At 69.4% G+C, this 20,046-nt stretch carries 19 protein-coding genes; 11 read left to right on the top strand and 8 right to left on the bottom strand.

What is annotated here, in order from left to right:
* Positions 1-139 precede the first annotated feature (139 nt).
* Positions 140-730 carry a nucleotidyltransferase domain-containing protein gene (locus CFB34_RS20195; protein ID WP_089439346.1) on the top strand — a complete coding sequence of 197 codons (591 nt, stop codon included), beginning with the start codon at positions 140-142 and terminating at the stop codon, positions 728-730.
* Complete coding sequence (locus CFB34_RS20190; RefSeq protein ID WP_089439347.1) at positions 730-1,167, top strand: hypothetical protein; 438 nt, start codon at positions 730-732, stop codon at positions 1,165-1,167. Before CFB34_RS20195 ends, CFB34_RS20190 begins: the two co-directional genes overlap by 1 nt.
* A gap of 105 nt (positions 1,168-1,272) precedes the next feature.
* Here CFB34_RS20190 and CFB34_RS20185 read toward each other — a convergent pair whose 3' ends face one another.
* The 5 genes from CFB34_RS20185 to CFB34_RS20165 all read right to left on the bottom strand — a co-directional run bounded on the left by CFB34_RS20185 (position 1,273) and on the right by CFB34_RS20165 (position 6,682).
* Positions 1,273-2,061, bottom strand: coding sequence for a sulfite exporter TauE/SafE family protein (locus CFB34_RS20185; RefSeq protein WP_089439348.1), 789 nt, complete (start codon positions 2,059-2,061; stop codon positions 1,273-1,275).
* Positions 2,062-2,404: 343 nt separating this feature from the next.
* Positions 2,405-3,841, bottom strand: a complete 1,437-nt coding sequence (locus tag CFB34_RS20180; protein WP_089439349.1) for a DHA2 family efflux MFS transporter permease subunit — start codon at positions 3,839-3,841, stop codon at positions 2,405-2,407.
* 136 nt (positions 3,842-3,977) lie between these two features.
* On the bottom strand, positions 3,978-4,709 hold the full coding sequence (locus CFB34_RS20175; RefSeq protein ID WP_089439350.1) for a DsbA family oxidoreductase: 732 nt from the start codon (positions 4,707-4,709) through the stop codon (positions 3,978-3,980).
* Positions 4,710-4,916: 207 nt separating this feature from the next.
* Complete coding sequence (locus CFB34_RS20170) at positions 4,917-5,711, bottom strand: PAS domain-containing protein (protein WP_089439351.1); 795 nt, start codon at positions 5,709-5,711, stop codon at positions 4,917-4,919.
* Positions 5,708-6,682: an ornithine cyclodeaminase family protein gene (locus tag CFB34_RS20165; RefSeq protein WP_089439352.1), complete on the bottom strand. Its 975-nt coding sequence runs from the start codon at positions 6,680-6,682 to the stop codon at positions 5,708-5,710. Before CFB34_RS20165 ends, CFB34_RS20170 begins: the two co-directional genes overlap by 4 nt.
* A 379-nt stretch (positions 6,683-7,061) precedes the next feature.
* Here CFB34_RS20165 and CFB34_RS20160 point away from each other — a divergent pair, with 379 nt between their 5' ends.
* From CFB34_RS20160 to CFB34_RS20120, 9 genes are all read left to right on the top strand, one after another.
* A complete protein-coding gene (locus tag CFB34_RS20160) occupies positions 7,062-7,841 on the top strand; it encodes an ABC transporter substrate-binding protein (protein WP_089439353.1) in 780 nt (259 codons plus the stop codon).
* Between the two features lie 73 nt (positions 7,842-7,914).
* Positions 7,915-9,159: an FAD-binding oxidoreductase gene (locus tag CFB34_RS20155; protein ID WP_089439354.1), complete on the top strand. Its 1,245-nt coding sequence runs from the start codon at positions 7,915-7,917 to the stop codon at positions 9,157-9,159.
* Between the two features lie 485 nt (positions 9,160-9,644).
* Positions 9,645-12,638, top strand: a complete 2,994-nt coding sequence (locus CFB34_RS20150) for a hypothetical protein (protein WP_242808687.1) — start codon at positions 9,645-9,647, stop codon at positions 12,636-12,638.
* Between the two features lie 294 nt (positions 12,639-12,932).
* Positions 12,933-13,292, top strand: a complete 360-nt coding sequence (locus CFB34_RS20145; RefSeq protein WP_089439356.1) for a hypothetical protein — start codon at positions 12,933-12,935, stop codon at positions 13,290-13,292.
* Between the two features lie 34 nt (positions 13,293-13,326).
* Positions 13,327-13,842: a sigma-70 family RNA polymerase sigma factor gene (locus CFB34_RS20140; protein ID WP_089439357.1), complete on the top strand. Its 516-nt coding sequence runs from the start codon at positions 13,327-13,329 to the stop codon at positions 13,840-13,842.
* Positions 13,839-14,621 (top strand): anti-sigma factor, encoded by a 783-nt coding sequence (locus CFB34_RS20135; protein ID WP_089439358.1) that lies wholly within the window; start codon positions 13,839-13,841, stop codon positions 14,619-14,621. The genes CFB34_RS20140 and CFB34_RS20135 overlap by 4 nt, the downstream gene beginning before the upstream one ends.
* 31 nt (positions 14,622-14,652) lie before the next feature.
* Positions 14,653-15,090, top strand: coding sequence for a quinol oxidase (locus CFB34_RS20130; protein WP_179243618.1), 438 nt, complete (start codon positions 14,653-14,655; stop codon positions 15,088-15,090).
* Positions 15,087-15,719, top strand: a complete 633-nt coding sequence (locus CFB34_RS20125) for a DUF1571 domain-containing protein (RefSeq protein ID WP_089439359.1) — start codon at positions 15,087-15,089, stop codon at positions 15,717-15,719. The genes CFB34_RS20130 and CFB34_RS20125 overlap by 4 nt, the downstream gene beginning before the upstream one ends.
* Positions 15,720-15,763: 44 nt before the next feature.
* Positions 15,764-16,279, top strand: coding sequence for an SRPBCC family protein (locus CFB34_RS20120; RefSeq protein ID WP_089439360.1), 516 nt, complete (start codon positions 15,764-15,766; stop codon positions 16,277-16,279).
* 46 nt (positions 16,280-16,325) lie between these two features.
* On the opposite strand, the gene CFB34_RS20115 is transcribed toward CFB34_RS20120, so the two are convergent.
* Genes CFB34_RS20115 through CFB34_RS20105 form a run of 3 tightly spaced genes read right to left on the bottom strand, consistent with a single transcriptional unit; the run spans position 16,326 to position 20,039 of the window.
* Positions 16,326-17,375 carry an ABC transporter ATP-binding protein gene (locus tag CFB34_RS20115; RefSeq protein WP_089439361.1) on the bottom strand — a complete coding sequence of 350 codons (1,050 nt, stop codon included), beginning with the start codon at positions 17,373-17,375 and terminating at the stop codon, positions 16,326-16,328.
* A gap of 28 nt (positions 17,376-17,403) precedes the next feature.
* Positions 17,404-19,002: an iron ABC transporter permease gene (locus tag CFB34_RS20110; protein ID WP_089439362.1), complete on the bottom strand. Its 1,599-nt coding sequence runs from the start codon at positions 19,000-19,002 to the stop codon at positions 17,404-17,406.
* 2 nt (positions 19,003-19,004) lie between these two features.
* A complete protein-coding gene (locus CFB34_RS20105; protein WP_089439363.1) occupies positions 19,005-20,039 on the bottom strand; it encodes an iron ABC transporter substrate-binding protein in 1,035 nt (344 codons plus the stop codon).
* Between the last annotated feature and the right edge of the window lie 7 nt (positions 20,040-20,046).

Below are 20,046 nucleotides of genomic sequence, written 5' to 3'. Positions count from 1 at the left end.
TGATGGCGGTGCTGTCGTTCCCCAAGATGCCCCGTGAGTCATGGACTTGCGGGGCATCGTCTTTTCCGGAGATTAGCGCCGTAATCCTCAAAATGGGGATGATTGGCCTTCTATTGAGGATTTGTTGGAAATCCCTATAATGAGGCTGATCATCCCCAAATCGAGGATTGTCGTGAGTCTCGCGGATTTTCTCTTCACGCCGGGCATGCAACGGGTCCTTGGGGCCACGCTGCTGCAACCTGACCGCAGTTTTACGCTCCAGGAACTGCTGCTTCTGGCAAACAGCGGGCGCGGAAGCGCTCAAAAGCAGGTGGACCGGCTGGTCGAGGTTGGCGTCCTGAAGGAAGACGCCAGGCGCGGGCGACAGCGGAGCATCCGAGCGAATACGGAATTCGTCCTTTATCCGGAACTGGTCAGCATCGCGCGCAAGTCATTTGCCGTTGCGGAGCCGTTGACGGAAGCCTTGTTGCCCTTTGCCGCGCACATCTCCACGGCGTTCGTGTTTGGCTCAGTGGCCAAGGGTACCGACAGCGGCCGTAGTGACATCGACCTGATCGTCATCGGGAACGTCCCGCTCCTCGAGCTATCTGAAGCCTTGCACGTGGTCGAGCAAAACCTGCTACGCCCCGTCAACTTCTCTTTGTACGAGCCCGATGAATGGACTGCGCTGGTAGAAGCCGATCCGGTCATGGCCCAGATCGCGCAAAGCCCTACGCTGAGGATACTGTGATGTCGCGCCCGACTGAATACGAAAACCTGATCAAGGCAAATGCCTTCGATGAGGTTGCTCCGACGCCCGGGGCAATCGCCGGCTTCCTTCGCAATGCCGCGGACTACAAGGTAACTGCCGACGAGTTGGATTCCGCTCGACATCTGCAGGTATTTACCTTGGCCTACGAAGGCTATTTTCAGGTAGTCCAGGCCATCCTGGAATTCTACGAAGTGCGAACCAAAGATGCCGGCCGCAACCTCGCCATCCAGCGGGTGTCCGCCTCGTTGGGTGTGAGCCCCCAGGAGTTTGCCTTCATCACGAAGGCGCACGAGCGTCGCAATGGAACGTCGTACGTTTCGCCGTTTCCGCCGGTGTCGAAGGCAGAGGCCGCCACCATGCTGAGCATCCTGACGAAATACCTGCCCGTGGCGCATACGCTGACCGGTACGTCGTAAGACTTGTCCGGACGACTGCCAAGACAAGGGAAGGCCGGGGCGTGAGCCCAGGCGGTGTGTTTCGTCTGGGGCGAGAGGAAGTCGATGCGCGAGTCGCGCCGCGTATTACGCCAGCACGAGCCGCACGCCGACCGCGACGAGCGTCGCGGCGAGCAGGTTGCGCAGCAGCCGCTCGGGCGCGCGCGCCGACAGCAAGCTGCCGAGCACGATGCCGGGCAGCGAGCCGAGCAGCAGCGACAGCAGCATCGACCAGTCGACCGAGCCGAGCAGCCAGTGCCCCATGCCCGCGACGAGCGTGAGCGGCACCGCGTGCGCGATGTCGGAGCCGACGATGCGGGTGGTCGCGAGCGCCGGATACAGCAGCAGGAGCACGGTCACGCCGATCGCGCCCGCGCCGACCGACGTCATCGACACGAGCATGCCGAGCACGGCGCCCGTCAGCACGGTCGACCACAGCGTGCGCGCGGGGCTCGGCGCGAGCGGGTTGCGTGCGGCGAACGCGGTGAGCTGCGGCCGGAAGATCAGCGCGAGCGACGTGAGCAGCAGCGCGATGCCGAGCACGAGCTGGATCATCCGCGCGGTGCCCGGTGTGTTCATCCCGTGCGTATGCAGCCACCACAGCGTGACGGCCGCGGCCGGGACGCTGCCCGCCGCGAGCCGGCCCGTGATGCGCCAGTCGATCGAGCCTTTCAGGCCGTGGACGAGCGTGCCGGTGGCCTTGGTCGCGGCCGCGTACAGCAGGTCGGTGCCGACCGCCGTTGCCGGGTGGACGCCGAACAGCAGCACGAGGATCGGCGTCATCAACGAACCACCGCCAACTCCCGTCAGGCCGACGAGGATGCCGACGAACAGGCCGGACAACGAGTACAGCAAATCGATATGGGGAAGCGACATCGGAAGCAGACAGTTATGCGGCGACGGTTACGCGGCGTTCGGCGGCGGCACGTGGCCGCGGCGCGCGCGTCAAAGTCCGTCATTGTCGCAAATGTGGCGCGTGGATGTACGACTGCGTTAAAAATCGGTGGGGAAAGCCCGTGGGGTAGGGCGTCCGGCCTGAAGTAAAACAGGCGTTTGAGCGGAGCGGGGGCGGGGTGGCCGTCTTCCTTGCGACTGATCCGCCCGAAATGCCGGGTGAAGCGAGAACGAGTGCCCGGCCCGGCACGTATAAAAAAGGGCGCGACGGTGCGCGCCCTGGTTCGAGGGGCGGCGGTCGATGCCACCCGCCGCCGGTCGCCGGTCAGTGCATCGCGGGGCCGACGCCGCCGACCGCACCCTGCTGCCGGATCCGCAGCGCGAGGCCGATCAGCGCGGCGGCGGCGGCGAACGCCGCGCCGAACGCGAAGGCCGCATGGTAGCCGCCGTTCAGCGCGTCGAGCGGCGCGTGCGTCGCCGCAAGCGCGTCGGTGCGGGCGGCCGCGAGGCTCGCGAGCACGGCGAGGCCGAGCGCGCCGCCCATCATGAACGCGGTGTTGACGATCCCCGACGCGAGCCCGGAATCGGCCGGATCGACGTCGCTCATCGCGGCGAGCAGCATCGGGTTGAACGCGACGCCCGCGCCGATGCCGAGCAGCGTCATGCCGGGCAGCACGTGCCAGACGAAGCCGCCGTCCACCGGCGCACGCGAGAACAGTGCGAGGCCGCACGCCGCGATCAGCAGGCCGGCCGCGATCGGGCCGCGGATGCCGAAGCGCATCACGATCCGCGCGGACAGCCCGAGCGAGAACGCGGCCATGATCAGGTTCGCCGGCAGGAACGCGAGACCGACCTGCAGCGGCCCGTAGCCGAGCACGCGCTGCATGTACAGCGCGGACAGGAAGAACCACGCGAACATCGCGGCCGCCCACAGCACGGCGATCACGTTCGCGAGCGCGACGTTGCGCGAGGCAAACAGCGAGAGCGGCATCAGCGGATGCGCGGCGCGCGCCTCGATCGCGATGAACAGCGCGAGCAGCGCGGCGGCCGCGCCGATCAGCGCGACGGTCTGCGTCGACAGCCAGCCGGCTTCGTTGCCGCCGACGATCCCGTAGACGGCCAGCATCAGCGATGCAGTGACGGTGATCGCGCCCGCGACGTCGAGCCGCGCGTTGCCGGCCGGCGCGCGCAGGCGCGGCAGCAGCGCGACGCACATCGCATACACCGCGATGCCGATCGGCAGGTTGACGAGGAAGATCCAGTGCCACGACAGCGAGCTCGTCAGCAGCCCGCCGAGCAGCACGCCGATGCTGCCGCCGCCCGCGCAGACGAAGCCGTACACGCCCATCGCGCGGGCGCGTTCGCCGGGCTCGGTGAAGAGATTCATGATCAGCGACAGCGCGACGGCCGATACGACCGCGCCGCCGATCCCCTGCACCGCGCGCGCGGCGATCAGCATCGCCTGCGATTGCGCGAGGCCGCACGCGAGCGATGCGAGCGTGAAGACGACGAGGCCGGCGAGGAACATGCGCCGCTGGCCGTACAGGTCGCCGAGCCGTCCACCGAGCAGCAGGCAGCCGCCGAACGTCAGCAGGTACGCGTTGACGACCCACACGAGGGCCGTCTCGGTGAAATGGAGGTCGGTGCGGATCGACGGCAGTGCAACGTTCACGATCGTGCTGTCGAGCACGATCATCAGCACGCCGAGGCAGAGGACGATCAGCGCGTACCAGCGCTTCTCGCCGTGAATCCCGTGGGTCATGGGCTTGCCGCCTTCTGATAGTTATTTGAAAGGCTGCATTGTAGACCCCCTCGGCGCGGGCTTCCTGCCGGTTTGTGGCAGCAGCGATGCGTAGTCGCGCGTCCGCGCGGGACGCGTGCGATGGATGCGATGGGCGTTACGAGCGCGCCGGCAGTTCGCAGCCATCGGGGCCGCACGCGGCTGCGTCGCCGCCGTCGAGTTCGACGATGCCGTCGCGCCATGCCTGGTCGAGCGCCTGCGCGAACGCGTCGGCCGGTTGCGCGCCCGACACCGCGTAGCGGCCGCCGAACACGAACAACGGCACGCCGCGACCGCCGATCTGCGCGGCGCGCGCGGCATCGGCTTCGACTTCGGCGCGGTACAGGTCGCTGCGCAGCACGGCTTCGACGGCCGAGCGCTCGAGCCCCGCTTCGACCGCGAATTCGGTCAGCTCGGCGTGATCGAACAGCGAGCCGTGCTCGCAGAAATACGCGCGGTACAGCCGCTCGGTCAGCGCGTGCGCGCGGCCCGTCGCTTCCGCGAGCTTCACGAGCCGATGGCCGTCGAGCGTATCGCCGACGAGCGTGCCGGGCAGGTCGTAGCGCAGCCCGACGCTCGCGGCCGCATCGGTCACCTGGTGCAGCATCTGGTCGACCTGCGCGGGCGACATCCGGTACTTGCCGCCGAGCATCGCCTCGACCGGCTCGACGGGCTGGCCGGGCATCAGCCGGTACGCGCGCAGCGCGACGTCGACGCGGTCGGCGTGCGCGAACGCGGCGAGCGCCTCGTCGAAGCGGCGCTTGCCGATCCAGCACCACGGGCAGATCAGGTCGGACCAGATTTCGACGGTCAGGGTCGGGCGGGCAGTCGGGGCGGGAGCGGTCGTCATGGGCAATTCCGGGCAGCAAAAAAAATGTAACCGAGACTATATCATTTTGTACTTCGACGCTTCGTCCCGGCCGGGCGGCCATGCGGTCATATGAAGCGGGCGCCCGGCGTATCACGAAGCATAGACGCGGAAGCGGCGTCCCGATAGCGAATGCCGAGGCCCGGCCGTCGCCGCGTGCGGCGGCGAACCGGCCCGAAGGGGAGGCGCTTACGCGTCGCCCTGCGTTTCCTTCAGGTGCTTGAGGTGCTTGTAGACCGTCGCGCGGCCCATCCCGAGCACGTTCGCGACGTAGTTCGCCGCGCTCTTGCCGCGGAACGCGCCCTCCGCGTAAAGCGCTTCGACGAGCTCGCGCCGGTGCTCGCGCGTGAGCCCGTTCAGCCCGACCTGCCGCTCGCGCAGCCAGCCGTGCAGGAACGTGTTGATGCGCTCCTGCCAGTCGTCGCGGAACAGCTCGTCCGGCTGCGCGACGACGCCCGCGCCCTTGATGAACAGGTCGAGCGTCGCGCGCACCTCGTCGAACACCGCGATGTTGAAGTTGATGCACATCATCCCGGCCGGGCGGCCTTCGTCGTCGAACAGCACGTTGCTCACGCAGCGCATCCGCCGGCCGTCCCAGTTCAGCTTCTCGTACGGGCCGATCACGCGCTCGCGCGCGGAATGATCGATTTCCTCGAGTGCGGAATCGTCGCCGACCTCGCGCTTGGACAGGTTGTTCGCGAGATACAGCACGGTCTGGTCGTGCAGGTCGTGAATCACGACTTCCGCGTACGGGAAGAACAGCGCGGCGATACCGTCGGCGATCGGCGCATAGCGGGTGAGCAGCAGGTCTTTGACGGGGGATTTCTTCTTGCGCATCGGGTTCGCCATCTCGGGTGGGCGGGAGCCGGGCAGCGCATCGGGCCGGCGTGCCGGCGCACCGTTGGCCGGCATGCCCGTGCGCCCGCGCGCGGCCGCCGCGGCGGTTGCGCCATTGTATCGGCCCCGCGCGCGCGTGCCGCTCATGCGTGCGCCAGGTGCGTGTACAGCGCGTGCGCGATCGCGATGTCCTCGAGCCCGAGGCCGATCGAGCGGAAGAACGCGTGACGGGCGTACGACGGCGCCGGGCAGGTGCCGGCGACGAGCGCGGGCAGGTCGCCGGCGATCCGCGCGGCGTCCCAGCCGTGTTCGGCCGCCGCGATCTGCATCTCGCCGGCGCTCGCGGGCGTCGTATGCCGGTAGTCGCAGTACACGTCCATGTCGGGCAGCCAGGCGGGCGGGATCTCGTGGGCGCGCGCGACGTTCGTGCTGATCGACGTGACGAGCGCGGGGCGCGTGAGCATCCCGTCGCCGAGCACGGGCGTGCCCGACGACGTGCACAGCATCACGACGTCCGCGTCGCGCACGCAGGCTTCGACGCTCGCCGCGGCGCGCGCGCGCGGATCGAGTCGCGCGAGCGCCGCCTGCTGCGCCGCGTCGCCGGCAAGTGACGGCGAGTACACGCGGATCGTCTCCCAGTCGCGCAAGGCCGCCGTGTGCCGCAGGTGCGCGAGGCCGGCCGCGCCCGCGCCGACGATCGCGAGATGGCGCGCGGCGCGCGGCGCGAGGCAGTCGACCGCGAGCGCGGTCGTGCCGGCCGTGCGCTCGATGGTGAGCAGCCCGGCGTCGCACCACATCAGCGGCTGGCCCGTGCGCATCGACATCAGCGCGGTCCACGCGGTGACGATCGGTTTCCCGTCGGGCTTGCCGCCCGTCACGACATACGGCGACAGCTTCGCGCCGAATACCTGCGCGTCGGCGAGCGCGCCGAGATACGTGATGAAGTCGCCGGCCTGGTCGGGAAACAGCGTCAGCGTTTGCGGCGGCTGCACCGCGCGCGCCGCGGCGAGCGACGCGAACATGCTGCGCAGCGTGCCGAGCACGTCGAGCGACGGCAGGGCCGCGCGCACCGCGGCTTCGTCGACGGTCAGCGGCAGGGTCGGGGCGGTTTGCGTCATGGGGACATCTCCGGTCGGGGCCGGACAGGACAGTCTCGATCGACTGTGTCCGGCGGTGTTCGTGATGGACGAAAAGTCTAATATAGACAAACGAAGTCGGGAGAATTTTTCTTTTCGAGATGCCGTTCCGTCGAGTGGTTCGGAAAAATTTCAGGTAAATCAAGGGGGTTGGCGATGGGTGTCGAATTTTAGATAGCGCGTATCGGGGCACGATTCTCGTATCCCCTATAGTCTATAGTAGACTTTGAGTCTATATTTCGCGTGCAGGACACGACACGTCGCCGCGTGGCGGCTGCCTGGCTCGAATGCCGATCCGGCCTCCGGCCCGAGCCGTCGTGTACCGATCTTCATCGCCTCAATCCGGAACGGAAGGACCGTCATGAACTGGAAGCTCTCCCTTTGCGCCGCTGCGGCGCTTGCCTGCGCGGCCGTCACGGCCCATGCGGAACAGACCACGTTGCGCTTCGGCATCGAAGCCGCGTATCCACCGTTCGAGAGCAAGACGCCGGCCGGCCAGCTGCAGGGCTTCGACGTCGACATCGGCAACGCGGTGTGCGCGAAGCTGAACATGAAATGCGTGTGGGTCGAGAATGCGTTCGACGGCCTGATCCCGGCGCTGCAGGCGCGCAAGTTCGACGTGATCAACTCGGCGATGAACATCACGTCGAAGCGCCGGCAGAGCATCGACTTCACGCCGGCGATCTACGTGGTGCCGATCGTGATGATCGCGAAGCACGGCTCGCCGCTGCGGCCCGACGTCGCGAGCCTGCGCGGCAAGCACGTCGGCGTGCTGCAGGGCTCGTCGCAGGAGGATTTCCTGAAGGCGCACTGGGCCAACGCGGGCGTGGCCGTCGTGTCGTATCAGGATCAGGACCAGATTTATGCCGACCTCGTCGCGGGGCGTCTCGACGCGGCCGTGCAGGAAGCGCAGACCGCGCAGGACGGTTTCCTCGACAAGCCGGCCGGGCGCGACTACCAGATCGTCGGCGAGCCGCTGAAGGATCCGGCGACGCTCGGTGAAGGCACGGGCTTCGGGATGCGCAAGAACGACAAGGCGCTGCAGGCGAAGGTCGTCGGCGCGCTCGACGCGCTGAAGAAGGACGGCACGCTCAGCGCGCTGTCGCAGAAGTACTTCAAGCGCGACATCGTCTCGAAGTAATCGCAATCACCGCCGTGCGCCGGCCGCCGCGCCGGCGCGTGTCGCATCGAATCTCGACGCAGTACGGGGAACCATGGATTTCGACGTCATCGTTCTGGGGGCCGGCATCGTCGGCGTGTCGTCGGCGCTGCATCTGCAGGATCGCGGGCTGCGCGTCGCGCTCGTCGACCGGCGCGCGCCCGGCGAGGAAACGAGCCACGGCAATGCGGGGCTGATCGAGCGCTCGTCGGTCGTGCCGTACGCATTTCCGCGCCGGCTCGGCACGCTGCTGCGCTATGCGCGCAACCGCTCGGTCGATCTCTACTGGGACTACCGCGCGCTGCCCGCATATGCGGGCTGGCTCGCGCGCTTCTGGCGCGAATCGTCGCCGCAGCGGCTCGCGGCCGCCGCGCGCGACCTGTTACCGCTCGTCGCGGCGAGCGTCGTGGAGCACGACGCGTTGCTCGCGCGCACCGATGCGCAGCCGCTCGTGCACGACGGCGGGTGGATCGAGGCGTTCCGTTCGCCCGCGCTGTTCGATGCGGAAACGCGCGCGCAGCAGCGCGTGGCCGACGCGCACGGGCTGCGGATGACGGTGCTCGACGCACGTGCGTTGCGGGCGCGCGAGCCCGGTATCGGCGACGCGTTCTGCGGCGCGTTCCACTGGCAGGACCCGAAGACCGTGTCGAGCCCGGGCGGGCTGACCAAGGCCTACGCGCGGCTGTTCGAGCGCGACGGCGGCACGTTCGCGCTCGGCGATGCCAGGACGCTCGTGCAGGTGGATGACGGCTGGCAGGTCGGTACCGAGCACGGGCCGATTTCGGCGCGCTCGGCCGTGGTGGCGCTCGGGCCGTGGTCCGATCACGTGTTCGAGCCGCTCGGCTACCGGATTCCGCTCCGCGCGAAGCGCGGCTACCACATGCATTACCAGCCGACGCGCGCGCCGTTGAACGTGCCCGTGTGCGATACCGAGGCAGGTTTCGTCGTCGCGCCGATGGAAGGCGGCCGCCTGCGGCTCACCACCGGCGTCGAGATCGCGCCGCGCGGCGCACCGCCGACCGGCGTGCAACTCGCGCGCGCCGAACCGTTGGCGCGTGACGCGTTCGGCATCGGCGAGCGGCTCGATCCCGAGCCGTGGCTCGGGATGCGGCCGTGTACGCCCGACATGCGCCCGGTGATCGGGCCCGCGCCGCGCCATCGCCACCTGTGGTTCGCGTTCGGTCATTGCCATCACGGGCTCACGCTCGGCCCCGCAAGCGGACGCCTGCTCGCCGAAATGATGACGGGCGCGCCGACCTATATCGATCCCCATCCGTACCGGCCCGCGCGTTTCGGCTGATCCGGCGGCGCGCGCAGCGTCGCGCGCGCCGGCCTTCACAATGTTTCAGTTTGCTATCCGAATTATCAAAAATCGTGCGATCGGAAATGATCTGCGTAATCGGCAAGAAAGATAATCGCGAAATAAATAAAATCAACAAATCGGCGATTTATCAATGCATTTTCATATTGGTGAAATGCGTAATGAGCAGCCGCTCGTGACGGTGTAACACGTCGTTGCAGCGGATGTTCCGGTGTTACGCGGAATGTACCCGGAACACGTTACCACGGGGCTCGCAAACGTTACGTTACATCCGCGTTCGGTCGGCCTTTTTCATCAGATGATTGCGGCGCCAGGGCCGTGTATTTCGTCTGAAATCGATTAAAAAGGCGTTATTGGCCGTCAATAGGCAGACGAATCAATCCTGTTTTTCAAATTGGCACACTTCGTGCAATCGGTCCCCATGCTTTATCAACGTTGTGCCAACCGAGATGGGGAAAATAAAGATGGGACACAATTTGAAATTGACGGGTGTAGCGCTGTCGGTCACGACGGTGTTCGGGGTACTGGCTTCGGGTTCCGCGATGGCGGGGGCCCTTGATGCGCTACCGATTCCGCAAGTGATCGTCAACCCGCCGACGAACAGCGTGTCGGTCGGGTTGGTCGCGACGGGGACGTCGCCGCTGGGCTCGGTCACCGTGGCGGCAGGCGGGGCAGGCGCGATCCAGACGTCGCTGGGCGATCCCGGCCAGGTACTGTCGGGCGCCGTGGGGGCGGTGACGGGCGCACTCGGCGGTGGCGGCGGCACGGTGCAGCCGCTCGCGCCGGTCCAGGGTGTGCTGAATCAGGTGACGGGTGCGCTGAGCGGCGGCAACCCGGCAGGTGCGTTGACCGGTGCGCTGAATACGGCGACGGGGACGCTGAGCAATGCGGTTGGCACGGTAACGGGGGCACTGGGTAATGTCGGCGGTGGGGGGAACCCGCTGGCGCCGGTTCAAGGTGTTGTCAATCAAGTAACGGGTGCGCTCGGTGGAGGCAACCCGGCAGGCGCACTGACCGGTGCCCTTGGCACGGTGACGGGCGCGTTGGGCGGTATCGGCGGTGGTTCAAATCCGCTGGCGCCGGTTCAGGGTGTCGTGAATCAAGTGACGGGTGCGCTCGGTGGCGGCAACCCGGCAGGCGCACTGACCGGTGCCCTTGGCACGGTGACGGGCGCGTTGGGCGGTATCGGCGGTGGTTCAAATCCGCTGGCGCCGGTTCAGGGTGTCGTGAATCAAGTGACGGGTGCGCTCGGTGGCGGCAACCCGGCAGGCGCGTTGACTGGTGCCCTTGGCACGGTGACGGGTGCACTGGGCGGTATCGGTGGCGGCTCGAACCCGCTGGCGCCGGTTCAAGGTGTCGTCAATCAAGTGACGGGCGCGCTTGGTGGCGGCAACCCGGCAGGCGCACTGACCGGCGCACTCGGCACGGTGACGGGCGCACTGGGCGGTATCGGTGGCGGCTCGAACCCGCTAGCGCCGGTTCAAGGTGTCGTCAATCAAGTGACGGGTGCGCTCGGTGGCGGCAACCCGGCAGGTGCGTTGACCGGCGCGCTGAACACGGCGACCGGGGCACTGAGCAACGCACTCGGTACGGCAACGGGTGCGCTCGGCGGTATCGGCGGTGGCGCGGACCCGCTGGCACCGGTTCAAGGTGTCGTCAATCAAGTAACGGGTGCGCTCGGCAGCGGCAACCCGGCAGGCGCACTGACCGGCGCGCTCGGTACGGTCACGGGTGCATTGGGCGGTATCGGCGGTGGTTCAAGTCCGCTGGCACCGGTACAAGGCGTCGTGAACCAAGTCACGGGCGCGCTCGGTAGCGGCAATCCGGCCGGTGCACTGACCGGCGCGCTCGGTACGGTCACGGGTGCATTGGGCGGCATCGGCGGCGGCTCGGACCCGCTGGCACCGGTACAAGGCGTCGTGAACCAAGTCACGGGCGCACTCGGCAGCGGCAATCCGGCAGGCGCACTGACCGGTGCCCTCGGCACGGTGACGGGCGCACTGGGCGGCATCGGTGGCGGCTCGAACCCGCTGGCGCCGGTTCAAGGTGTCGTCAATCAAGTCACGGGCGCACTGGGCGGTATCGGTGGCGGCTCGAACCCGTTGGCACCGGTACAAGGCGTCGTCAATCAAGTGACGGGCGCGCTCGGTGGCGGCAATCCGGCCGGCGCACTGACCGGTGCCCTCGGCACGGTGACGGGTGCGCTGGGTGGTATCGGTGGTGGCTCGAACCCGCTGGCACCGGTACAAGGCGTCGTGAACCAAGTGACGGGCGCGCTCGGCAGCGGCAACCCGGCCGGTGCACTGACCGGTGCCCTCGGCACGGTCACGGGCGCACTGGGCGCCATCGGTGGCGGCTCGAACCCGCTGGCGCCGATCCAGAGCGTCGTCGACCAGGTCACGGGTACGCTCGGCAGCGGCAACCCGGCCGGTGCACTGAGCAACGCGGTCAACACGATCACGGGCACGCTCGGCAACGTCGGCGGCGCGGGAAGCCCGCTGGCGCCGGTGCAGGGCGTCGTCACGCAGCTCGCCGGCACGCTCGGCGGTGCGGGAAGCCCGCTGGCGCCGGTGCAAGGCGTCGTGAACCAGGTCGTCGGCACGCTGTCCGGCGCCGGTGGCGGTAGCCCGATCACGCCGATCACGAACCTCGTCAACGGCCTGCAGAACGCGCTGCCGACGGGCGGCAACGCAGTCGGCGCGCTGAACGGCGCACTGGGCTCGGTGACGGGCGCACTCGGCAACCTCGGCGGCTCGAACCCGCTGGCGCCGGTGCAGGGCGTCGTGAACCAGGTCGTCGGCACGCTCGGCAGCAGCAACGCGGTCGGCACGGCCACAAACGCACTGGGTAACGCGGTCGGCTCCGTCGTGGGCGCACTCGGCAACCTCGGCGGCTCGAACCCGCTGGCGCCGGTACAGGGCGTCGTGAACCAGGTGGTCGGCACGCTCGGCAACCTCGGCGGCTCGAACCCGCTGGCGCCGGTGCAAGGCGTCGTCAACCAGGTCGTCGGCACGCTGTCGGGTGCGGCGGGCAGCAACCCGATCGCACCGATCACGAACCTCGTGAGCGGCCTGACGGGCGGCAGCAACCCGGCCGGCGCACTGACCGGTGCGCTCGGTTCGGTGACGGGCGCACTCGCGAACGGTCCGGCAGCCCTCGGCCAGGCGGCCGGCGCGCTGTCGGGCGCGGCCGGTTCGACGGCAGCGGCGGGCGGCAGCCTGCTCGGCTCGGGCGCGAACGCGGCCGGCGGCACGGCGGGTGCAGTCGGCTCGCTGCTGACGACGGGTGCCAACGCGACGGCGACGGTCGTCAACGCGGTCGGCACGACGGTGGGCACGGCGCTCGGCTCCGCGCCGGGCCTGTCCGTCACGCCGCATTCGGGCAACAGCGCGCCGGGCAACCCGCTCGCGCCGGTGTCGTCGCTGCTCCAGTCGCTGACGGGCGCACTGCCGAAGTAACTTCCCGCGCACGCACGGCGGAGCCGGATCGGCCGCCGTGCGCAACGGGCCGCACAACGCGGCATGACATCGCTGTCATGCCGCGTTGTCTTTTGGTGCCCCTTTTTCTTTCGTCGCACGAATGGTTGCCGTCGCCGCCAGCGACGCTCGCCGGCCGGCGTGGAATAACCGGTCGCCTCCATCCGTTTACCTATCGAATCCCGGCAGCGCCGGCCGGCCGGATAATGGTCATGACGAAGCCGATCGTCCCGGCTGGTGCCGCCGTGTCGCGATGCCGTGTCAAGGAGAAAGGGCATGAAACGGATACTCGTCGTCGCCGCGCTGACGGCGTCAATCGTGCGGCCGGCCGCCGCGGAACCACCGCGAGCCGGCGACGGAAAGCTGGTCGACGAAGATCGCATGACGCTGTACGTGTTCGATCGCGATGCGCCCGGCAAGAGCGCGTGCGACAGCGCGTGCGCGGCCAACTGGCCGCCTGCGCGCGGCGACGCGTACGACAAGCCAGTGGGCGCGCTGAGCCTCGTCGCGCGGGACGACGGCAGCAAGCAATGGGCGTACCGCGGGCGCCCGCTCTATCGCTGGAAGCTGGATCACAAGCCCGGCGACGCGGGCGGCGACGGGGTCGGCGGCATGTGGCACGTCGCGCGTCCGTGACGACGCGTGGTGGGGCGCTACGCGAGGCATCCTGATGAGCTACGAATCGGATCTGCTGGTGTGGTTGCCGCATCTCACGCGTTATGCGCGCGCGCTGACGGGTGACCGGGCCTGGGCAGACGATCTCGTGCAGGACACGCTCGAGCGGGCGCTGAACCGCCCGCCGCGCGACGGCGGCAACCTGCGCGCGTGGCTGCTGACGTTGCTGCGGCACCGCTTCATCGACCAGTTGCGCGCGCGGCACGAGATCGCGGTCGACGACGCGACGGCGCCGTGGCAGACGATGGCCGCACCGGCCGGCGAAATCGGCGGGCTGGTGCTGCGCGACGTGCAGCGCGCGCTGTACCGGCTGCCGGTCGAACAGCGCGAGGTGCTGCTGCTGGTCGCGCTCGAGGAATTGAGCTATCGCGATGCCGCGGCGGTGCTCGGCGTCCCGGTGGGAACGGTGATGTCGCGGCTTGCACGGGCGCGCGGGCAGATGCGCGTGCTGTTGTCCGACGAGCCGCCGGCGCACGGCACGGCGGCATTACGGGTGATCGGGAAAACATGATGGACGATCCGCACAAGCCTTCGAACGAGCGGGACGACGATGCGTCGGCGCAACTGCTGTCCGCGTTGCTGGATGGCGAGCTGTCCGGGCACGAGCGTCGCGAGGTGCTCGAGCGCGTGCTGGCCAATCCGCAGGAGGCCGAACGATTCGCGCATTATCGGGCGCAGCGCGACGCGCTGCAGGCGCTGTTCCCGCTGCCGGCCGCCGCGCCCGCGCTGTTCGTGCAACGTCGTGCGCCGCGCCGGCGCGGGATCGCCTATGCGTTCGCGGGGCTCGCGGCCGGGCTGCTGATCGGTGTCGCGCTGCATGTGGGCTGGGTGGCGTTTGGTGGTGAACCGGCGTTCGCCGCACGCGCGGATGCCGCCTATGCGACGTACGTGGCCGACCGCGACCATCCGGTCGAGGTCGGGGCGGGCGATCCTGACCATCTCGTCGCGTGGCTGTCCGCGCGTCTCGGGCGGCCCGTGCGTGCGCCGTCGCTCGACGAATACGGTTACCGGTTGCTCGGCGGCCGGCTGCTCCCTGGCGAAGCGGGGCCGGCCGCGCAATTCATGTACCAGCGCGCGGACGGCGAGCGCGTGACGCTGTACATGACGGCCTACGACACACGGCGTCTCGCGCCGAAGGCGATGTCGGCCGGCGGCCGCTACACGTACTTCTGGTCGGATCGCGGGATGGGCTACGCATTGTCCGGCCAGGGCGACGAACGGCGCCTGCGCGAACTCGCGATCGACGCGTGCGGCGCGCTAGGCGGCTCGACCAACGCGTGGAAGGGGTAACGCGCGTGGCGCCGCCGGCAGGGAGCAGGTGATGAAGACGACGATGACGAAGGGGCGCGTGCCGATGCTGACGCTGGTGCTGGCGGCGCTCGCCACGGGCACGGCGCTTGCGCAGGCGGACGGTGATACGCCGCTGCGCGTGCCCGTCGACGCCGACGGCGTGCAACGGGTGGCGATCGTCGGCGGCAGCTATTTCTTCCGACCGAACCACGTGATCGTGCGGGCGCACGTGCCGGTCGAGCTGACCGTGTCGGCCGAACCCGGCCCGGTGCCGCACAGCTTCCAAATCGATGCGCCGCAGGCCGGCATCGCGGTGCGCACCGCGCTCGGCACGACGCCGAAGACGTTTCGCTTCACGCCGACGCAGCCGGGCCGGTTCGCCTACTATTGCACGCATCGGCTGCTGTTTTTCAGGAGCCATCGCGAGCGCGGGATGGAAGGCGTGCTCGATGTCGAGGCGGCGCCGTGATCGCCGCGTTGCTGGCCGCGAGCCTGATAGGAGCGAGCATGACCGCCGATCCCGTGACCGTCGCGCAGGCGCATTTCGACCACGTCCGCTCGTACCGCGCGACGATCCGCTCGTCCGCGCGCGGCGGCGAGCGCACCGAAATCCATTACGCGTACCTGAAACCGGGCTTCGTCCGGATGGATTTCGTGTCGCCGCATCACGGCGCGGTGCTCGCGTACGATCCCGACGACGGCAAGGTGCGGCTGCGTCCGTTCGGCGTGCATGCGCCGCCCGCGCTGACGCTGTCGCCGTCCAATCCGCTCGTGCGCGACCGCAGCGGCCACCGGGTCGACCGGTCGGACGTCGGCGAGCTGCTGCGCAACGTCCATGCGCTGCAGGAAGGCGGCGCGACGGTGACCGAAGGCGAGGAGGCCGTCGGCGGCCGGACCGCGCTGCGCGTGTCGGTCACGGGCGCGCCCGCGCATGCGGTCGACGGCGTGCATCGCTACCGGCTGTGGCTCGATACCGAGGACGGCTTTCCGCTGAAGGTCGTCAGTTTCGCGGACGGTGACGACGTGCCGCTCGAAACCGTGACGCTCGACGATATCGAAATCGACGTCGCGTTTCCCGACCGCTTCTTCGCGCCCTGAGCGGTGCGCTGACTCATGCCCGTGACGGGCATGCCGGAGGCTGCATGGCGGAATACCGGTTCTCGACGACCTGGCGCGTGGACGCGCCGCTCGCGGCGGTGTGGGACGCGATCTACCAGGTCGACCGCTGGCCCGCCTGGTGGAAGGGTGCCGTGCGCACCGTCGAGATCGAACCGGGCGACGCGCGCGGCGTCGGCGCGCTGCACCGTTACACGTGGAAGGGGGCGCTGCCGTACCGGCTGACCTTCGACATGCGCGTACGGCGCGTCGAGCCGCCGCATGTGCTCGAAGGCCGTGCGAGCGGCGCGATCGAAGGCGACGGATGCTGGTCGTTCGTCGCCGACGGCGCACGTACGATCGTGCGCTACGACTGGCACATCCGCACGCACGTGCGCTGGATGAATTGGCTGGAGCCGCTCGGTCGCCCGCTGTTCCGATGGAACCACGACGTCGTGATGCGCGAAGGCGCGAAGGGGCTCGCGCGGCTGCTGGGCGCGGCGGTCGAGACGGAGGGCCGGACCTTCCGGCCTTTGCCGGATGCGGGCTGCGCCGATGCCTGAGCGCGGGTGAACGCGAGTAAAAGCACGTAGCGACGGCCCGCGCCGCTCAGCGCGCGTACGCCATCACCGCGCCATCCACCACCAATGCGACACGTTCGCCGACGGCCGGACACCGGTGTCCCGGCACGCGTGCGCGCACGCGCACGTCGCCATCGGCATCGAGGCGCACGAGCACGTCGGCGTCCTGGCCCGCGAACTGCGCGGCTTCGACACGCGCCGTATGGCCGCGCGCCGCGTCGCCGTGCGTGACCGGCACGATGCCGATCTGCTCGGGACGCAGCATCGCATCGGCCGGCCCGTCCGGCAGCGGCGCGACGAGCGGCAGGTCGCCGAGCGCGCAGGCGATGCGCATGTTGCGCACACGCCCGGCGAGCAGCACCGCCTGCCCGACGAACGACGCGACGTCGCGCGTGACGGGCTGCCGGTACAGCGTCTGCGGTGCGGCCGTCTGCACGAGCCGGCCGTGCCACATCACCGCCACTTCGTCGCCGAGCGTCATCGCCTCGGGCTGGTCGTGCGTGACGAGCACCGAGGTCGCGCCTGCCGCGGCGAGCGCATCGGCGACCGCGCTGCGCGTTTCGTGGCGCAGCGACGTGTCGAGCGCGGAGAACGGTTCGTCGAGGATCACGAGCGACGGCTCGGGCGCGAGCGCACGAGCGAGCGCGACGCGCTGCTGCTGTCCGCCGGACAGTTGCTGCGGCGCACGGCTCGCATACGACGCGGGCAGCCCGACCATCTCGAGCAGTTCGTCGACGCGATGATGGCGCCGCCGCGCCGCGCGCGGCAGCCCGAACGCGATGTTGTCGGCCACCGACAGATGCGGAAACAGCGCGCCTTCCTGCGGCACGTAGCCGATCCGGCGCTGCTCGGGCGGTACGTGCACGTCGGGCGCCGCCACGCGGCGCCCGTCGATTTCGACGGTGCCGCGCTCGGCGCGCTCGAAGCCGCACAGCACGCGCAGCAGGGTCGTCTTGCCGCTGCCGGACGGGCCGAGCAGCGCGAGGCGCGAGCCGCGCCGCACCGTGAGGTCGATGTCGTGCAGGACGGTGTGCGATCCGAACGATTTCGACAGGCCGTGGATGCGTAGTTCGCTCATGGGCGGTTCCGGGGAAAAAGGGCGGCGCTCAGTCGCGCACCGACGCGCGGCCGAGCAGCAGGAACAGCAGTCCCGATGCGCCAAGCGACAGCGCGACGAGCAGCGCCGCGTAGGGCGCCGCGGCGGCGAACGCGAGCGTCGCCGTATCGCTCCACACCTGCGTCGCGAGCGTGCGGGTGCCGATCGGCGACAGCAGCAGCGTCGCGTTGAGTTCCGTCACGACCGAGATGAACACCATCGTCGCGGCCGCGCCGAGGCCGGGCGCCGCGAGCGGCAGCACCACGCGCGTGAGCGTCGCGCGCCAGCCGAGGCCGAGCGAGCGCGCGGTTTCCTCGAGCCGGACCTGCACGTGCGACAGCGCGGCGCGCACACTGACGACCGCCAGCGGCAGGAACAGGATCGCGTAGGCGGCGACGAGCGCCGGCGCGCTCTGGTAGAGCGGCTGCAGCAGCCGCACGGTGATCGACACGATTGCCAGCGCGACGACGATGCCCGGCACGCCCTGCACGGTCATCGCGGTGCGCTCGAGGAGCGTCGCGACGCGGCCCGGATAGCGGACCAGCAGGAACGCGAGCGGCAGCGCGAGCAGCGTCGTGACGGCGGCCGCCATCAGGCCATAGCCGGACGATGCGAGCGTGGCCTGCCACAGCAGTTCGGGCGACACGTCGGCCGGCGTGACGGCGGCTGCGCCCTGTTGCGTGAGCCAGTAGCCGATCATCGCGAGCGGCACGCCAAGCGTCGCTGCCGCGAGCGCGGCGAACGCGACGGTGACGGGGCCGCGCAGACGGCCGAGCGGATAACGCATCGCGACGCGGCGCGCGGCGCGGTGCGTATGACCGTAGCGCGCATGGCCGCGAGCGCGTGCCTCGATCGCGAGGCACAGCAGGCACAGCGCGATCAGCACGCAGCCGAGCAGCGAGGCGCCGCCGCTGTCGAACGCGGTGCGGTATTCCGCATAGATCTCGGTCGTGAACGTGCGAAAGCGCAGCAACTGGAATGCACCGAACTCGGACAGCACGCCGAGCGCGACGAGCAGCATCCCGCCGCACAGCGCGGGGCGCAGCTGCGGCAGCACGACGCGGAAGAAGGTATGCCACGGCGAGCAGCCGAGCGTGCGCGCGCTTTCTTCCAGCGCGGGATCGAGCTCGCGCAGCGCGGCGGCCACCGGCAGGTAGACGAGCGGGAAGTATGCGGAGCTCAGCACGATCAGCGCGCCGAGGAAATCCTGCAGGTCGAGGCTCAGCGATACCCACGCATAGCTCGTGATGAACGGCGGCACCGCGAGCGGCGCGGCCGCGAGCGCGGTCCACAGCGGCCGCGCGGGCAGGTCGGTGCGCTCGATGAACCACGCGAGCGCCGTGCCGAGCAGCGTGCACGCGAGGGTCGCGGCGAGCGTGATCGACAGCGTGTTGACCAGCAGTTCGCCGACGAGCGGGCGCCACAGCAGCTCGATCGCATCGTCGACGCCGAAGGTGGCCGCGCGGTACAGCGTGAAGCCGAGCGGCAGCAGGATCGCGAGCGGCCCGCACGCGGCCGCGGCGACGAGCGCGCGTGACGGACGGCGCCGTGTCGCGGTGGGCTCGCCGTCGCGTGCGGTGCTTGCCGTGCGGGACACGGCGTCGCTCATGGTCAGAGCAGGCCGGCCTGGCGCAGCAGCTTGCCGGCCTGGCTGTCGTCGCCGAGCTGTTCGAACGACAGTGCCGGCGGGCTCAGTTCGTTGAACGGTTTCAGGATCGGATCGGGCGCGACGCCCGGATGCAGCGGATACTCGAAGCTGATATGGCCGCCGGCCATCAGCTTCTGCGCGCGCTCGCTGACGAGATACGCGACGAACTTCTGCGCTTCCGGCTGGTGCTTCGACGCCTTCAGCACCGCGGCGCCGGACACATTGACGGCCCCGCCGACGTCGCCCTTGCCGAAGTGGTAGATCGCGCTGCGGGTCGACTTGTCGCCGAGCTCGGCGTGCAGGCGGTCCCAGTAGTAGTTGTTGACGATGCCGGTCAGCACGCCGCCGCGGTTGACGGCCGCCGTCACGCCTTCGTCGTCGTCGAAGATCTGCGCGTTGGCCTTCAGGCCTTTCAGCCATTGCAGCGTCGCGGCTTCGCCGTGCAGCGCGAGCACCGCGCTCACGAGCGGCAGGAAGTCCGCGTCGCTCGGCGCGACGCCGACCTTGCCCTTCCATTCCGGCTTCGCGAGATCGAGCAGCGAAGCGGGCAGCTGCTGCGGCTGGATTTTCGCGGTGTTGTAGATGAGCACGTTCTCGCGCGCGAGCACGCCGACCCAGTTGCCGTCGGCCGGGTTGAAGCGCGCGGGCACCGACTGCAGCGTGGCGGCGTCGGTCTTCGCGAACAGGCCCTTGCGGTCGAGCAGCACGAGCTCCGGCGAGTTCTCGGTGAAGTACACGTCGGCCGGCGTGCGGTCGCCTTCCGCGACGAGTTGCGCGGCGAGCGCCGGGCCTTCGCCCGAGCGCACCTTCACGGTGATGCCGCTCTGCGCTTCGAAGTCCTTGACGAGCTGGTTGACGACCTGCTCGTGCTGCGCGTTGTACAGCGTGAGCGTCGCGGCATGCGCGCGCGCGGCGTGCAGCGCGCCGGTCAGCATCAGCGCGGCGGCCGCCGCGGAAATCAGGTGCCGCAGCGGGCGGCTAACGGGTGAAGTGTTCATGTGGTTT

The organism is Burkholderia sp. HI4860 (genome assembly GCF_002223045.2).
GTDB lineage: Bacteria > Pseudomonadota > Gammaproteobacteria > Burkholderiales > Burkholderiaceae > Burkholderia.
Note: the sequence above shows the minus strand (reverse complement) of the source record. Positions and strands in the feature narration are given on the sequence as shown.

Excerpts from the sequence above, each read along its gene's own strand:
- CFB34_RS20195 (WP_089439346.1), top strand. The coding sequence starts at position 140 with ATGAGGCTGATCATCCCCAAATCGAGGATTGTCGTGAGTCTCGCGGAT.
- CFB34_RS20190 (WP_089439347.1), top strand. The coding sequence starts at position 730 with ATGTCGCGCCCGACTGAATACGAAAACCTGATCAAGGCAAATGCCTTC.
- CFB34_RS20185 (WP_089439348.1), bottom strand. The coding sequence starts at position 2,061 with ATGTCGCTTCCCCATATCGATTTGCTGTACTCGTTGTCCGGCCTGTTC.
- CFB34_RS20180 (WP_089439349.1), bottom strand. The coding sequence starts at position 3,841 with ATGACCCACGGGATTCACGGCGAGAAGCGCTGGTACGCGCTGATCGTC.
- CFB34_RS20175 (WP_089439350.1), bottom strand. The coding sequence starts at position 4,709 with ATGACGACCGCTCCCGCCCCGACTGCCCGCCCGACCCTGACCGTCGAA.
- CFB34_RS20170 (WP_089439351.1), bottom strand. The coding sequence starts at position 5,711 with ATGAGCGGCACGCGCGCGCGGGGCCGATACAATGGCGCAACCGCCGCG.
- CFB34_RS20165 (WP_089439352.1), bottom strand. The coding sequence starts at position 6,682 with ATGACGCAAACCGCCCCGACCCTGCCGCTGACCGTCGACGAAGCCGCG.
- CFB34_RS20160 (WP_089439353.1), top strand. The coding sequence starts at position 7,062 with ATGAACTGGAAGCTCTCCCTTTGCGCCGCTGCGGCGCTTGCCTGCGCG.
- CFB34_RS20155 (WP_089439354.1), top strand. The coding sequence starts at position 7,915 with ATGGATTTCGACGTCATCGTTCTGGGGGCCGGCATCGTCGGCGTGTCG.
- CFB34_RS20150 (WP_242808687.1), top strand. The coding sequence starts at position 9,645 with ATGGGACACAATTTGAAATTGACGGGTGTAGCGCTGTCGGTCACGACG.
- CFB34_RS20145 (WP_089439356.1), top strand. The coding sequence starts at position 12,933 with ATGAAACGGATACTCGTCGTCGCCGCGCTGACGGCGTCAATCGTGCGG.
- CFB34_RS20140 (WP_089439357.1), top strand. The coding sequence starts at position 13,327 with ATGAGCTACGAATCGGATCTGCTGGTGTGGTTGCCGCATCTCACGCGT.
- CFB34_RS20135 (WP_089439358.1), top strand. The coding sequence starts at position 13,839 with ATGATGGACGATCCGCACAAGCCTTCGAACGAGCGGGACGACGATGCG.
- CFB34_RS20130 (WP_179243618.1), top strand. The coding sequence starts at position 14,653 with ATGAAGACGACGATGACGAAGGGGCGCGTGCCGATGCTGACGCTGGTG.
- CFB34_RS20120 (WP_089439360.1), top strand. The coding sequence starts at position 15,764 with ATGGCGGAATACCGGTTCTCGACGACCTGGCGCGTGGACGCGCCGCTC.
- CFB34_RS20115 (WP_089439361.1), bottom strand. The coding sequence starts at position 17,375 with ATGAGCGAACTACGCATCCACGGCCTGTCGAAATCGTTCGGATCGCAC.
- CFB34_RS20110 (WP_089439362.1), bottom strand. The coding sequence starts at position 19,002 with ATGAGCGACGCCGTGTCCCGCACGGCAAGCACCGCACGCGACGGCGAG.
- CFB34_RS20105 (WP_089439363.1), bottom strand. The coding sequence starts at position 20,039 with ATGAACACTTCACCCGTTAGCCGCCCGCTGCGGCACCTGATTTCCGCG.